The sequence below is a fragment of the Rhizobium pantanalense genome, from assembly GCF_030182525.1.
In the GTDB taxonomy this organism is placed as follows: domain Bacteria; phylum Pseudomonadota; class Alphaproteobacteria; order Rhizobiales; family Rhizobiaceae; genus Rhizobium.
Window position 1 is genome coordinate 201725 of record NZ_JAQJCH010000012.1, and the last position, 14565, is coordinate 216289.

The window sequence follows — 14565 nt, forward strand, 5'->3', positions numbered from 1 at the left end:
TCCTCACCTGTGCCGCATCACCACAAGGGTAATATCGTCATGGATCTTGTGGGTCCCGATGTAAGCCATCAAGTCGTCAAGTATGCCCTCGACGACTTCTTCCGCAGTCCCGCCATGCAGGCGGCGGGCATCCTCCAAAAGCCTGTCGAAGCCGAACAATTCACCCTTCGAATTCTCCGCTTCGGTGACACCATCGGTATGCAGGACTATCATGTCGCCTTTCTCGAAGGATACTTGCCGCGTATCGATAAAGGGAGCTATGTCAGGCTCGAGGCCAACAGGAAGACCGAGATCGCCTGTGTCTATCCGCTCCACCTTGCCGTCCTGGCGAATGATGATCATGTCCTCGTGCTGGCCGGATATAGTCAATCTCTCGCCGTCATAGTCGAGGAACGACAGGGTCAGATGCTTGTCCGTCCGTGTTCGTTCGATGTTCTTGAAGATGGCGCGGTTGAGATCGGTCAGAAATTTTGCCGGGTCCATCTCGCCTGCTTCCTGCAGGGCGCGGGCGATCGATTGCACCATCAGCATCAGCACGCCACTCTCCAGCCCGTGGCCGGTCACGTCGCCGATGCCGATCTTCAGGTTGTTTCCGTTCTGGAGAACATCATAGTAATCGCCGCCGACTTCGTCGGCCGGGCGCATATAGGCGGCGATCTCCAGATGCTTGATCGCCGTCAGCTCCTTGGCCCGCGGCAGGACCATGAGCTGGATCTGCCGGGCGACATTGAGCTCGGCACCCAGCCGCAGATTTTCGTTCTTCAATTGGCTGTTGAGGGTCGAAATCTCTTCCTTGGCCGCCTCGATCTCCTGGGTCCGATCCGAAACGAGCTTTTCGAGGTTTTCGGTGTGGAAGCTGATATCCTCCGCCATCCGGTTGAATGCGATACCGGCCTCCGCCACCTCGTCCCTGGTCGAGATATCGACCCTGACGGAATAATCCTTCGCCTGTATGCGTTTGGCGGCGCTTGCCAGCGCGCTGATGCCGCTGGTGACGCGTTTCGAGGCAGCGAAGACCGCCGCCGTGACGATCATCAGCGACACAAGGACCGCCATGATCTGATAAAGCAGGATGCGGTTGGTTGCCCGCGATATCTCGTCCTTGGCGGCAATGAGCGAGGCGTAGATCTCGCGCTCGGGTACCACGATCCCGAGCGACATGACCTCGCTCTTGACCGGCCCGTCCACCCAGAGATTGGTCGGGTGCAATTGCTTGACGACCGCGAGGTAGGGAACATCCTCTCCCTGTTGGCTGAGGGTGATATGCTGGATCACGCCATCGGCGTCGAGCGGCAGCTTGGTGATCGCCGTTTGGGTGCTGTTGCGCAAGGATCGATCGACGCCGGTGACGCCCTTGGCGGCAGCATCGTTGGCGGCACGCAAGCCGATGACCTTCTCGCCCACGGGATTGATTGCGACGACATTTCCATTTGACATGGCGAGGAAGCCGAAGCCGGTCTGGGCGACTTTCACATGTTCGACGATTTCGGCAAGTTGTGTGAGCGTGATATCGGCACCTGCCGCACCGGCTACTTGATGCCGATCCGGCGTCCAGAGCGGATGAAAAAAGCTGACGATCAACTTGCCGGTGATAGCGTCGGTATAGGGCGCGGTCTGGGTGATGTAATCGGCAACGGGGCGGGATGACGGGTTGGAGGCCCATTGCTGCCAGGATTCGTATAGGCCGGGAAAGAAGAATGTCCAAAAATCGGAGCTGTTGTGTCCGGGATAGAGCCGGTCGAAGGTCTGGGCCTGCGTCGTATAGGGAGCGGTCCGAAAAATCGGACGCTCCCTAGGCCCGATATAATACATCTGCAGCTTCGACGCGCCATTGCGCAGCAATGAAGGGGCGACCAGATCGAGCACCGCGCTCCATTCTATGTCTGCCTGCACCTGGGGCAGGGGATGGTGATCCTTATCGAGCAGGTACCCCCAGACGCTGATGACCGAGGGCGTGCCGGGCAGGTTCTGTGACCATTGGCCAGCCGGATCGTAGGTCACCGTTACGGCGCCTGGTGACGCTCTGCTCATGGCAGCACCGACATCGACGCTCCTGGCCGGATTGTCGATCTGCCCCTGCAGGACGCCGGCCAGCGCCTTCACATCGGAATGGACCTGGTCGATCAGCAGACCGACCTCTGCGGCGGTCGAATCCGCATAGGAGCGAATGTAATCCTGGCTCGCCTTCTCCAAGCCTTGTCCCACTTCCGTCGTGGCGTTGCGCGAAAGACGCTGGACGTTCCATAGTGCAAGGCCGCCGCTGACGAGCAGGTCGAAAAGAACGGCACCCCCGACCACGAGTAGAAATTTGGCGCGAAATGAGCGCAGTCCGAGCCGTTGCTTGGCGGTTGACGGGTCTGTCATAGCGGTTTCTGTCCCGAGGAAGCCCAGATCGGCCAGCCGGCATAGCCTCTTGGATGGAGCGCGGCAAAAATATGATCGGCGAAACCTTGTTTGAATCGCTCGATGAATGCGGCCGAATCCCCTCTTCGGACCGCCATCTCACCTGCATAGACATTCTGCCACGCCGTGATGATGTCGGCGAAATCCTGGGGATCGCCGTCGAGATTGGTGACCATGAAGCTTTCCATCCGCACATCCTTGAAGCCAGCATCCAGCAGCATGCGGCGGCCCTTGGGACCCATTTCGACATCCATGTCGAAATGGGCAAACAGCTTCGCGACCTCGTTATAGGTCCATTGGATACTGTCGGCTCTGGGCTCGCCAAGACAATGGGAGTTCTTCTCGTTGGTGATGTAGACCCTGCCGCCTGGCTTGCATATGCGATAGAGTTCGCGCAGCAGAACATCCGGACGGTCGAAGATCTGCAGCGAATGCCTGCAGGTCACGAAATCGAACTGGTCACTCTCGAACAGCATCTGTGATGCGTCGCCATAGGTATATTCGATGTCCTGGACGTCGAAATCATCAGCGACCTTGCGGGCATATTCCAGGCTCGGCAGCGAGTGATCGAGGGCAACGATCCGCGCCGGCTTGAAATCCTTTCGCAGCAGCATGGCGAAATCGCCGATGCCGCAACAGATGTCGGCAACATGCAAACCCTCGCGAAGGCCGTGTCGCGGCAATATCTCGCGTTCGTGCCGCCAGGTCATTTTCGTCTGGGTCCGGAGGATCGGGATGAAGCTCTGGTTCTCCACGAATGTCTGCCCGGGATAGAAGGCCGAATCGTAGATCTCGACGACGATGTTGGGCGACAGATCGCTCAAATGGCGAAACAGCCGCGATGCCCATGCGACGACGCTCGAAGCGACGACCGTCAGCTTGAGATCCGGCCTCGACCGGGTGGCATCGAGGAGTGCATGCGTCAGGGCACGGAACGCCGTATTGTTCATGTGGATGACGCGCTTCAGATTGATGTAGCAGACACCATTCACCGTCTCGATACCGTTTCGCAGCAGGGCGAGATCATCGGCGAGCTCGGCAACCGAATGTGGCCTGAGGACTCCTGACAGGGAGAATTCCTGATTATTGGCATCGAATTGCGCTGTGAAACGGCTAGAGGAGGGGGTGTTCAATTGAGTAGCCTTTCGAGTGCGAGATCCACCACGAAAGTCATGACGCCTGTATGCTGATCGGACAGCTCGATATCGGCATCGTAATTGACGGCAAGGCCAAGAAGGATCGCATGCTCGGCACGCGCGGCGTCATCGGTGATGACATCGAGATAGTTTGCAAGCGCCTGGCCTTGTCCGATGCGCTCGACGATTGCCTGATATGAATCGCGTTGCTCGGCCGAGCAGGGAAAGGTCAATTCGATCCGCTCGATCAAGCCGTTTCGATAGAGGCGGCAGGTAAGTGTGCCGTCGCTTTCTCTGGTATGGAACGACATCTCGAAGAGTTCATTCAGGGCTGACGAAAGCAGGTTGGCATGGCGGATGGGATCGTGGCGATCATGGCTGACCATGCGGGCCACATAAGTGGCGGACTGGTCGCAATGCGACCAGTCCGCCTCGAGAAATTTCCGAATCAAATGCGCTTCGGAAATTCACGGGCTGGCGTGATATTCGTCGAATGTCGTGGCCGGTTGAGTGCGCGCACGCTGCCTTATGAAATCATCGAGCTTGTCGGCGCTGAGCGGAGGGCTGATGCTGTAGCCCTGCAGGCGGTCGCAGCCCTCTTCCCGGAGCCAGGCTGCCTGTTGCTGCGTTTCGACGCCTTCCGCGGTCACCCGCATGTCCAGACCGTGGGCGAGCCCGATCACGGAGCGCACAATGGCTTGGCTTTTGCTGTCCTGCAAAAGATCCCTGATGAAGTAGCGATCGATCTTGATCGTATCGAAGGGAAAATTCTTGAGATAGCTGAGCGAGGAATATTCCGTGCCGAAGTCATCGAGGGAAATCTGGATGCCGAGCACGTTCAGCGTATTCAGCGTGTCCAGATTATTGGTCGTGCGTTCCAGAAGCACGCCCTCGGTGATTTCCAGCTCCAGGCGCTCGGCTGGAAATCCGACGATATCGAGCGTTTGGGAGACGCGATCGGTCAGGCCCGGCGTCAGGAATTCCGCCGGAGAAAGGTTCACTGCAAGCGTATAGTGCGCCGGCCACGCCAAGGCCTCGCGGCAGGCTTCTTCCAGCATCCACTGACCGATTTCGCGCATGAGGCCGTCGGCTTCCGCCATGGGAATGAAAGCTGCCGGCGGAATAATCCCGAGGGTCGGATGCCGCCAGCGCAGCAGCGCCTCAAAGCCGACCACATTGGACGAAGACTCCACGAGCGGCTGATATTCGATGAAGAACTCGTCGCGCTGCAGTGCCACGCGCAGGCTGCGCCGCAGCAGCTCCCTTTGTTCGACCACGATCAGCATGGCCGGATCGAAAGTCCGCGCCCGCCGCCGTCCCTCTTTCTTGGCGGCATAAAGGGCGACATCGGCAGCCTTCATCAGCTGTTCCCCCTCGTTGCCGTCGCGCGGCGCAATTGCAATGCCGACACTCACGCCGACGAAAAGAGAGATACCGTTGACCGTGAACGGTTTCTTGAATTCGGTCACCAGCGCGTCTGCCAGCCGTTCCGCCTCGAAGGCACGCTGTGGTCCGACCTGGATGATGGCGAATTCGTCGCCGGCGAGACGGTAGACCGTTCCGCCCTGGCCGAGCGCTTCCTTGATTCTTTCGGCGGCGAGTTTCAGCACGATGTCGCCGGCACCATGGCCGAGCGTATCGTTGACGGGCTTGAAGTCATCGAGATCGAGCTGCATCAGCGCCGGCCCGATCTTGCCGCTCGCTGGAAGGAGTTGCGCCAGCGCCGCACTGAATTGGCGGCGATTGGGCAATCCGGTCAACGCGTCGTGTGTTGCCTGATGGATCAGCCGCGCTTTTTCACTGTCTTCGGATGACAAGTTCCCATTCGAGCTTGCCCCGTTGGTTTCGATAATTAGGAGGCCTACTCGAATGTAGGAGACGAGAACGTTGCGTTTTCCTCGCCTCGGATCGTCGAGCGAGATCGCGCGAGGTTCACCCGTATCGATTACCTCACGAATGAGCTCGGCAAGCGCCGGTTTTGCAAGTGCCGGATAGGCCTCCCACAATGTCACCTCGTTGCGGGACGCAAGGCCGATATGCTCTTTGAACCTCTTGGAGGAGTCGAGGAATTTGAGATCGAGGTCCCAAAGCGAAATCATCGCCTCTAAACCGTTGTCGGATTCGGACTCATATGGAATTTGCTGCGACCGATCCACTCGGTTCTCAGGCATATGGCCTCGTCCTCCCCAAGCCGGCCACACAAAATCCGGCCATTGTCCAATTTGAGCTGGTCCGTTCGCATCGGAGCATGCGCATCAACAATCGCAGTCTCACCGAGCGTGCGGGCGCAAGTCATAACTTACCAGAACGTGACAGCCGCTTTAAGTGAATATATTACAAGATCTTCATATTTAGCAATGATTGCTAAGACATGTGCAGATTAAATCGACCGCGGCAATATTTTCTGTGTCATTCCGGGTGCTTGAAGATTGTATTCCCTGAGTGGAGGCAGTGCGTCGGTTGTAATGCTTCCATAGGGTGATTCGATTGCTCCATGGCTGTTTCGCGGAGCGTGCCCGCCATCCGTGCTTCTTTTCTGATCGAGGCCAGCGGTCGCTGCCGCTGGCTTCTACTGGAGTGTCCTGCTTTGCGGTTCCATCGCAAGGACCGGCAATTGCGCTTCGCGACCTCCTTGAACGGCTGGGTGGCTGCGAAGCCTTGCCGCCTTGCGGATCAGCAGCTCCTCATTGATGATCGCTTGCATGCCTGCGGTGAATTTACGCGGACTGAACTGTTCTGCATGCGCTTGCAGTGTTTCCGGGTGAAAGCGGTGCTGCATGGCCTCGAAATCGATCACGGCCTTGATCAGAGCATCGACGGACTGTTGGTCGAAGAGAACGCCGGTCACGCCCGGCGCGACCGTTTCCAGCGCGCCACCACTTCCGTAGGCGATAACGGGTCGCCCGCTGGCCATCGCTTCCACTGGAACCATGCCAAAGTCCTCCTCGCCGGGAAAGACCAGCGCACGACAGCGGGCAAGCTTTTCTCTCAATATTGGAAATGGGGTCCGTCCGAGAAAAGTAATCGATGGACCGGCGATACGTTTGAGCCCCTCCGCTTCGCTGCCTTCGCCGATGACGACCAGCTGGCGATTCATCCGGGTAAAAGCCTTCACCGCCAGATCAATCCGCTTGTAGGGAACCAACTGGCCGGCGCAGAGATAAAAATCCTCGGTCGATGGCGCCGGCATGAAATCATCGACATTGACGGGGGGATAGACCACGGTCGCGGGGCGTCGATAATATTTGCCGATGCGGTCGCAGACATGATGCGAGTTGGCGACGAAGCGATCGACCCGCATGCTCGTATTGACGTCCCAGGAGCGTAGCATCGGCGCCAGCATCGGCAATATGAGCCGGGATGCGAGGCCCGCATGGGATCGATAGAAGTGATAGTGATCCCAAAGATAACGCATGGGGGAATGGCAATAGCAGATATGCGTTGCCCGCGGCGGCGGGATGATGCCCTTGGCCGGGCCGGATTCGCTAGAAATGATCAGATCGTAACCGGTGAGGTCGAAGCTCTCCAATGCGAAGGGCATCAGCGGCAAGAGCGATTGGTAGGTCTTGGCGGCACCGGGAATCCGCTGAAGGAAGGAGGTGAAAATCTTGTGCCTGCGAATCTTCTCGGAGACACGGCTTTCATCATAGACGAGAGTGAAGATATCGGCGTCCGGATACATGTCGCAGAGCGCCTCGACCACTTTTTCTCCGCCGCGCATCGATACCAGCCAATAATGCACGATCGCTACCCGCATTGCTCTTCCCTCCATGGGCCGAAACAACATTGGGCAGCCGGCAACTTTTGCGACAGGGCCTACATCGGTTCACCGCGGCATACAAATGGCCGAAGGGAGTAACCAAAAGATTTAGCTGCCGGTGTCTGCCTGCACACAAGGATATGCCCATCCCACCAAGAGACGGCAGCGTCGCCTACCTCCCTGTCAGAAATGATAAGCCCTGTTGCTTCGGTAGGGGATTTACACGTTATGCGTTCAGCTGCTGATCTCGCTGTATGGCGCCTTTTCCGCGTGATGGCGCAAGCGATCAAGAAAGCGAGATTTCAGCTCATGTCCAGAGTGTGCGCTTCAGCTTACCATTCCATCTCCAGGCCATCTCGGCGCATGGCGCTCTGGTTGATGGCGTTGCTTCTTTCCGGCGTGGCGATGCATGGCATAGCGAGTGCTGCGGCCGCCGACGCCTATCGTGTTGGGCCTCAGGCGCGGATCAAGGTCGCCATCGTCGAATGGATCGCCGCAACCGGCGAATACAAGGAATGGACGGCGCTGAATGGCGAATATGTCGTATCGCAATCGGGTTCGATCTCAATTCCGATGATTGGAAAAATGCAGGTCAGCGATAAGACGGTCGAAGACATCAGCGCCGATATCGGCGAGAAGCTGAAGCAGATCACCGGTCTGGCGCTTGCACCGACCGCTTCGGTCGAGGTCGTCAAATATCCGATGATCTACGTGTCCGGCGCTGTCGAAAAGCCGAGTGAGCTGGAATTCAGGCCCGGCCTGACGGTGAAGCAGGCGGTTGCCATGGCGGGCGGGCGTGAGCGTCGGTCCAGCCAGACCGGTGACTACTCGGAGGCGCAGCAGGTCAGCTATGCCGGCGAGATCAGCCGGATGGAGCTGCAGCTGAAACAGCTCGGCGCCCGGCGGGCCCGCCTGATGGCCGAACTCAACGATCAGTCGGCGATCGCATTCCCGCCGGAGATCAAGGCCGCCCCCGAAGGATCGGCCATCTGGCAGATCATGACCAGCGAAGTAGACCTGTTCAATGCCAGGGCGGATGCCTTGCGCCAGCAACTCGCCGCCGCCGCGGATCTGGAAGTGCTGCTGCGCAATGAAATCAACATCCTCGACGAGAAGATGTCGTCGCAGGACGAGCAGGTGAAGATCGCGCAGGACGAGTTGAGCGACATTTCCAAGCTGGTCGACACGAAGATCCTGACCACCTCTCGGAAGACCTCGCTGGAGCGGATCGTTGCCGAGATGCAGGCAGGCAAGCTGGATCTTGTGGTTGCTTCGATGCAGGCAAAGCAGAAGCTGAGCGAGACCGAACGTGATGCGCTCAATCTCAAGGGTCAACGCAAGACCGATGCCGGCCAATTGCTGCAGACTACCGAGACCGAAATCGAGGATACCAAACTAAAGCGAAACACGACGCTGCAACTTCTGCAGCTTTCGGGCGCTTCGCTTTCGAGAAGTCAGAGCTTGAAGGCGCTCGATCTCCAGCCGATGGAATACTGGATCACCCGCAACGGCGACGAGGCCAATGCGATCAAGGCATCGGAAGCGACCGCGCTGCAGCCGGGGGACGTCCTGGATGTGCGTTACAATATTTCCGGAAGCCTGGACGGCACGGCGCTTTCGTCTGCCGATACCGGTCAATCTCAATAGTGATAAGTGAGCAATGTGGGGCGACAATCATGGCAATTCACGAGATCGGTAAGGGCTTGCGCAGCATTCCTTCAAGCGCCAAGGGTACAGGGGACAGCGAATATATCTCCTTTCGTGACGTCTGGCGTTTCCTGCAGCGCCACTGGATGATCTTCGCACTGTTTACGGGGGCGGGTCTCGGCGTCGGCGGCTTCTATATGGCGACGACCCAGCCGGTCTATTTGGCGACCACGCGGCTCGTCATGGATCCTGACCAGGGGCGCATCGTCTCGCAGGACGCTTTCACCGGAACGGTCATCATCGAGGCGGCGGAAATTGCGAGCCAGGTCGAGATCGTCAAATCCGAGGCGATCGCGCGCGCGGTCGTGCAGAAACTCAATCTCACGGAAGATCCGGAAATCGTAGGCGGCATATCCTGGCAGGCGACGCTGCATGACAAGCTGCGCACAATCTTCAGCTATTTCAAACATGGCGATGATGGCAGCGCGAAAGCGGAAACCACAGAGGATGATCTGATGCGCCGCACTATGGCCTCCTTCCTCTCCAGGGTCGAGGTTACCCGCGTTGGCCAGTCTTACATTCTTGAGATCGGATATAGTTCGGTCGACCCGCAAAAGGCGGCCCTGGCAGCGAATGCAATTGCAGAGGCCTATATCAGCACCGGCCTGTCGGAACGGGCGTCGGCGGCGCAAAGTGGTGCCAAATGGCTGGAGACACGTTTGATCGAAGTCGGACGGCAAGCTCGCGAGGCGGCGATGAACGTCGAGGAGTTTCGCGCTAAAAACGGCATCATGGAGATCAGCACGTCGTCCTCCCTCGATCAGCAGCAATTATCGGAGATCAGTAGTCAGGCAGTCGCGGCGAAGGCACAGACGGCGGCGGAATCAGCCAAGCTCGCAACGCTCAACCAGCTGATGTCAGGTGGTAAAGTTGAAGGCGATGTCGATGAGACGATGAACAATCCACGCATACAGAAGCTGCAGGAGGATCTCGGAGCTGCGACAATCAAATTGAACAATCTTACCGGCAGATATGATGCCGATAATCCAGCCATCATTGCGGCGCGGCAGGAAATCGACCGAATAAAGGGAGATATGCGCAAGGAGTTCGAGCGTATCCAGGCAGTCTACAAGGTAAATCTGGAAGTCGCCCAAACCCGCGAAAAGCTGCTCAGCGATGAATTGGCGTCGCTCAAAGACGCCGGAACGGACAAGAATCTGGCAAGGGTGGAGCTGTCGGAGATGGAAAGCCGCGCCACCACCTACCGACGGATGTATGAAAGCATCCTGCAGCAGCTGATTGGCGCGCTGCAAAAGGAATCATTTCCGCTCGGCAATGTTCGCGTCGTGACCGCGGCCGCCGTGCCGCTGGCAAAGAGCTGGCCGAAGTCCTCCTTCGTCCTGCCCTTCACGGCCATGCTCGGCCTTGCGGCCGGCGTCATGGCAGCACTTTTGCGGGATGGCCTGGATCGCCGCGTCAGCTCCAGTGAAAAGCTGCGGCGGGAATTGGGGATCAGCTCTCTCGGCCACGTGCCCGTCTACATGAGCCCATCCTTCCTGCCGGGAAGCATGGCGGCTGCCAATGCCGGCTGGCGACGAACGATGCTGCCGTTGAGATCTGTGCTCGATACGCCCTATTCGCAATTTTCCGAAGCCTTGCGTGGCGTCAAGCACTCGATCGATTCCGCATTTCCGCCGAACGCACCCATGGTGATCGGCATCACCTCGGTCGGCACCGGCGAAGGCAAGACCACGATCGCAACCAATCTCGCGCAGCTCTACCAGCATGAAGGTGCATCCGTTGTGCTCGTCGACGCTGACTTTCTCAATGCGAGACTGAGCTGCGTGGTGACCGAAGCCGGTACGGATTTCGGCATGGAGGCCTTGAGCATCAACGATGTGCCGCGCCGCTATGCCGTCGCCCATGAAGGCGGCTTGCTTGTCGCGAAGGCCGATCATGAGCCCGAGGCGGAGGTCATGCAGGCCCATGGCGGTGTCCCGGTCGTCACCGTCGACGAGACCGAAAAATCCGTGACCGCTTTTCAGCGCTACGGGCATCTGCCGGCACTGAAGGCTGAGATCGACTTGTTGCGCCGGCGATACAAGGTCGTCATCGTCGATATGTCTGCTTTCGAGGATTCTGCCGATACCCGCGTCATCTGCACCTATCTCGAAGGCATTGTCGTGGTCGTCGGGCAGACCAACAAGATGACGGTGGAGAGGCTGTCGGACGCGCTGGCAAGCTTCGGCACGACAACGATCAATATCCTCGGCATCATCGCCAATCGCAGCCATGAGAGGCGTCACCACCAGAATAAGCGTCTTTGGCACCGCAGACAGGACCGCCGCCAGGTGCGTGCATCGGCGAGACGGCTTGCCGGCAGCGTAACGGGTCGTCCCTTGAAGATCGCGCTTGGTATCGCAAGCTCCGGCCGCCGCGATATCCTGTCGTCCATCCTCCCACATGTTGCCAGCCAGACCCGGAAGCCGGACGAGATCGTCGTCTGCCTTTCCTCGCCGGAAGACATCGATCCCAGTTGCCTCAGAAATCTCGACATTCCCGTACGGGTGCTTATCAGCGAGCGCGGACTCTGCCGTCAGCGCAATCGCATCCTCGACAGCGTTCAGGACGCGGATATCGTCCTTTTCCTCGATGATGATTTTCTGATGACGCCTGCCTATATCGAGGAAACGGAACGGCTGTTTCAACTGCAGCCGGATGTCGCCCTATGCACCGGCACGGTCTTGGCCGATGGCATTACCGGGCCGGGCATCTCCATTCGTGACGGCTTACGATTGGTCGGTACGGGACGCAGGCGCCGCTCCGAGCCCTCGATGCAGATCCGATCTGTTTACAATGCCTATGGCTGCAACATGGCGATCCGCATGGCCATCGTCAAAGCCGCGGCTCTTCGTTTCGACGAGAACCTGCCATTCTATGGCTGGCTCGAGGATGTCGATTTCAGCAGGCTCGTGGCCCATTATGGCCAGGTCGTCAGCGTCAAGCAGCTCGAAGGCGTTCATCTCGGCACGAAAGGTGGCCGATCGGGCGGCGTTCGTCTCGGCTATTCGCAAATAGCCAACCCGCTTTATCTCATGCGCAAGCGCACGATGAGCGTGCCGCAGGCAACAATGCAGATCGGCCGCAATCTTGCGGCCAACCTTGTCAAGGTCTGGCGACCGGAGCCCTGGGTCGACCGCAAGGGCCGCCTCAAGGGCAATGTCATCGCACTTCGCGATCTGCTCAAGGGCAGGCTGGCGCCGCAAAACATCGAAGCGCTGGAATAATCCGGTGGCACGCTCATCCGGCCTCGATCGTGTTGTCATCATCAATGACCGTTCCGCCAAGATAGGCGGAGCATCGAATCTGGCGATACTCTCGGCCACTTTGCTGCAGGAAGCCGGGGTGGCCGTAACCTACTTCGCCGGCGATAGCGCCGGCTCCGAACGGCCGGCGGCCGACACCGTCAACCTGGCCGCGCAGCCGCTGATGCAGCAGCCGCGTCTCAGCGCACTTGCCAGCGGCCTTTATAGCCGTCAGGCCTATGAAGGCCTGAGCGCTCTCATGTCGCGCGTCGATACCAAGGGCACTATCTATCATGTCCACGGCTGGTCGAAGATCCTATCGCCATCGATTTTCCGCGCCCTATGGCCGGTTCGCGACCGAGTCGTCCTGCACGCTCACGACTATTTCCTCTCTTGCCCCAACGGAGGATTTGCCAATTACCGGAGAAGCCAGGTCTGCCCTCTGACGCCGATGTCGCTCGGCTGTCTGGCGACAAACTGCGACAAGCGCGGCTATCATGAGAAGATCTGGAGATCGGCCCGCCATATGGTGAGGGAGCATTATTATCCCATCCAGCAATTTGCCGCCAATATCATCGTCGTGCATCAACGCATGCGCGAATATTTCGTTCGCGGGCGGATCGACATGGGCAATATCGAGACAATTCGCAACCCGGTCGAGCCCTTCCTCGATCACCCTACGGAGCCCTGGAAGAAGCGCGACTTCTTCTTCGTTGGTCGGCTGGAGCCGGAAAAGGGATTTGAAGATGCCGCGATCGCGGCGCGGCTTGCCGGTGGAAAGCTGCAGATCATAGGCGATGGCGCCGGCCGCGTTCGGCTGGAACGGGACTTTCCGGAAGTCGTCATTCACGGCTGGAAATCCAAGAGTGAGATGCGGAACATCCTTTGCGACGCGCGTGCCCTCGTCATTTCCTCCCGGGTGCCGGAACCTTTCGGATTGGCGGCGCTCGAGGCCGTGACGAGCGGCATACCGGTGATCTTGCCGGATACCGCGCTTCTCGGCGACGAACTTGCGATACTCGGATGCGGACTGACCTTTCAGGGCGGCAAGGTGGAAACGCTCGCAAGCGAAATGCGCCGGCTTGCCAGCGATGACATACTGCTTCGACGGCTGAGCGTGAATTGCCTCCGCCGATCAGGCGAGCTGGCGCACACACCGGTCTCATGGCGCGATGCATTGCTTACCCTTTACGATCGTGTTCTCGACCGTGCAAACGCTGCCAGAACGAACTTGCGGTCAACCTTGAACGACGACTTTTCAGCCGCCCATCGACTGATCGACGAAGCAGGTTGAGGCTTGTGGGTAGCTCTGTGTCCGGCGTCCTACGCCAATGGGACTAACCCAATGTCCGCAGGGTCAATTGTCAAGGATTGGGCCAGCTGGCAGCTTTTGAAGGAAGTTGATGGTGGTGAGGGGTCCGGAAGATGTTATCGACTTTTGACAGCATTGCCCATCGCGAGCGGGCTCGCCGCGAGGCAAAGCGCACGGAACGGCGCGGCCGCGTCAAGCGTATTGTCGACCTCGTTCTTTCCGGGCTCGGGCTATTGTTTCTGGCGCCGGCGCTGCTTGTCATCGCGATTGCATTGCTTCTGGTCGACGGCCGGCCCGTCATCTATCGCCATACGCGCATCGGCCGCGACGGACGCCCGTTCGACTGCCTGAAATTCCGCACGATGCGCAAGGATGCCGATCGGCAGCTGGCGGAGCTGCTTTCGCGTGACGAGGCGCGAAAGCAGGAATGGCTATCGACACAGAAGCTGACGAACGACCCGCGCGTGCATTGGCTCGGGAAATACCTGCGCATGAGCAGCGCCGACGAGCTACCACAATTGGTGAACGTTCAGCGCGGTGACATGAGCATGGTCGGGCCCCGGCCTATCGTTGCCGCGGAGCTCGATCGCTATGGAGCCAATCTCTATTGCTATCTGGGGCTGCGGCCGGGGATCACGGGCCTCTGGCAGGTCAACCGCCGTGCCGATACCACTTACGAGGAGCGTATCCAGTTCGATCTGGATTACTTCCACAGCCGTTCCTTGCGCACCGACTTTGCAATTCTCGTAAAAACGGTCGGCGTCGTGCTGCTCGCACGCAACGAAAAAGAACGTCTCACAAAATGAAAAAAGCGACTACGGCAATCCAGACGACAAGGCAGAAGATCACCAGACTCCAACGAAGCAAAAGTTTCTGGCGCAATCCACCCGGCTGTCCCGAGGCGATGCGATCATGGTTTTCGTCTTTCATAAGCGGCTCTGCATGGTGTTTCATGACGATTGCCGGCAAGCCCCTTTTCTATTGCCGAGAATTTCGATCGGA

The 14565-nt window shown here is 58.6% G+C and carries 10 protein-coding genes; 4 read left to right on the forward strand and 6 right to left on the reverse strand.

Annotated elements, in window-relative coordinates; all coding sequences use genetic code 11:
• Window positions 1–3: 3 nt before the first annotated feature.
• The 5 genes from PH558_RS27440 to PH558_RS27460 all read right to left on the reverse strand — a co-directional run bounded on the left by PH558_RS27440 (window position 4) and on the right by PH558_RS27460 (window position 7296).
• Complete coding sequence (locus tag PH558_RS27440) at window positions 4–2364, reverse strand: SpoIIE family protein phosphatase (RefSeq protein ID WP_285207729.1); 2361 nt, start codon at window positions 2362–2364, stop codon at window positions 4–6.
• Window positions 2361–3536 carry a class I SAM-dependent methyltransferase gene (locus tag PH558_RS27445; protein ID WP_095438410.1) on the reverse strand — a complete coding sequence of 392 codons (1176 nt, stop codon included), beginning with the start codon at window positions 3534–3536 and terminating at the stop codon, window positions 2361–2363. The genes PH558_RS27440 and PH558_RS27445 overlap by 4 nt, the downstream gene beginning before the upstream one ends.
• Complete coding sequence (locus tag PH558_RS27450) at window positions 3533–3991, reverse strand: ubiquinone biosynthesis methyltransferase UbiE (protein ID WP_285207730.1); 459 nt, start codon at window positions 3989–3991, stop codon at window positions 3533–3535. Before PH558_RS27450 ends, PH558_RS27445 begins: the two co-directional genes overlap by 4 nt.
• Before the next feature lie 15 nt (window positions 3992–4006).
• Window positions 4007–5710 (reverse strand): putative bifunctional diguanylate cyclase/phosphodiesterase, encoded by a 1704-nt coding sequence (locus PH558_RS27455; protein WP_095438408.1) that lies wholly within the window; start codon window positions 5708–5710, stop codon window positions 4007–4009.
• Window positions 5711–6108: 398 nt separating this feature from the next.
• A complete protein-coding gene (locus tag PH558_RS27460; RefSeq protein WP_285207731.1) occupies window positions 6109–7296 on the reverse strand; it encodes a glycosyltransferase in 1188 nt (395 codons plus the stop codon).
• Window positions 7297–7662: 366 nt separating this feature from the next.
• On the opposite strand from PH558_RS27460, the gene PH558_RS27465 reads away from it, so the two are divergent.
• The 4 genes from PH558_RS27465 (at window position 7663) to PH558_RS27480 (ending at window position 14369) form a co-directional block, all read left to right on the forward strand.
• Window positions 7663–8946: a polysaccharide biosynthesis/export family protein gene (locus tag PH558_RS27465; RefSeq protein WP_285207732.1), complete on the forward strand. Its 1284-nt coding sequence runs from the start codon at window positions 7663–7665 to the stop codon at window positions 8944–8946.
• Window positions 8947–8975: 29 nt separating this feature from the next.
• Entirely contained in the window at window positions 8976–12233 is a 3258-nt protein-coding gene (locus PH558_RS27470) for a nucleotide-binding protein (RefSeq protein WP_285207733.1), read from the forward strand.
• 4 nt (window positions 12234–12237) lie between these two features.
• A complete protein-coding gene (locus tag PH558_RS27475; RefSeq protein WP_285207734.1) occupies window positions 12238–13545 on the forward strand; it encodes a glycosyltransferase family 4 protein in 1308 nt (435 codons plus the stop codon).
• Window positions 13546–13676: 131 nt separating this feature from the next.
• The gene (locus PH558_RS27480; protein WP_285207735.1) at window positions 13677–14369 is read left to right on the forward strand and encodes a sugar transferase; all 693 of its coding nucleotides are present in this window, start codon (window positions 13677–13679) and stop codon (window positions 14367–14369) included.
• Here PH558_RS27480 and PH558_RS27485 read toward each other — a convergent pair.
• Window positions 14359–14532 carry a hypothetical protein gene (locus PH558_RS27485; RefSeq protein ID WP_162751508.1) on the reverse strand — a complete coding sequence of 58 codons (174 nt, stop codon included), beginning with the start codon at window positions 14530–14532 and terminating at the stop codon, window positions 14359–14361. The genes PH558_RS27480 and PH558_RS27485 overlap by 11 nt on opposite strands.
• Window positions 14533–14565: the final 33 nt, after the last annotated feature.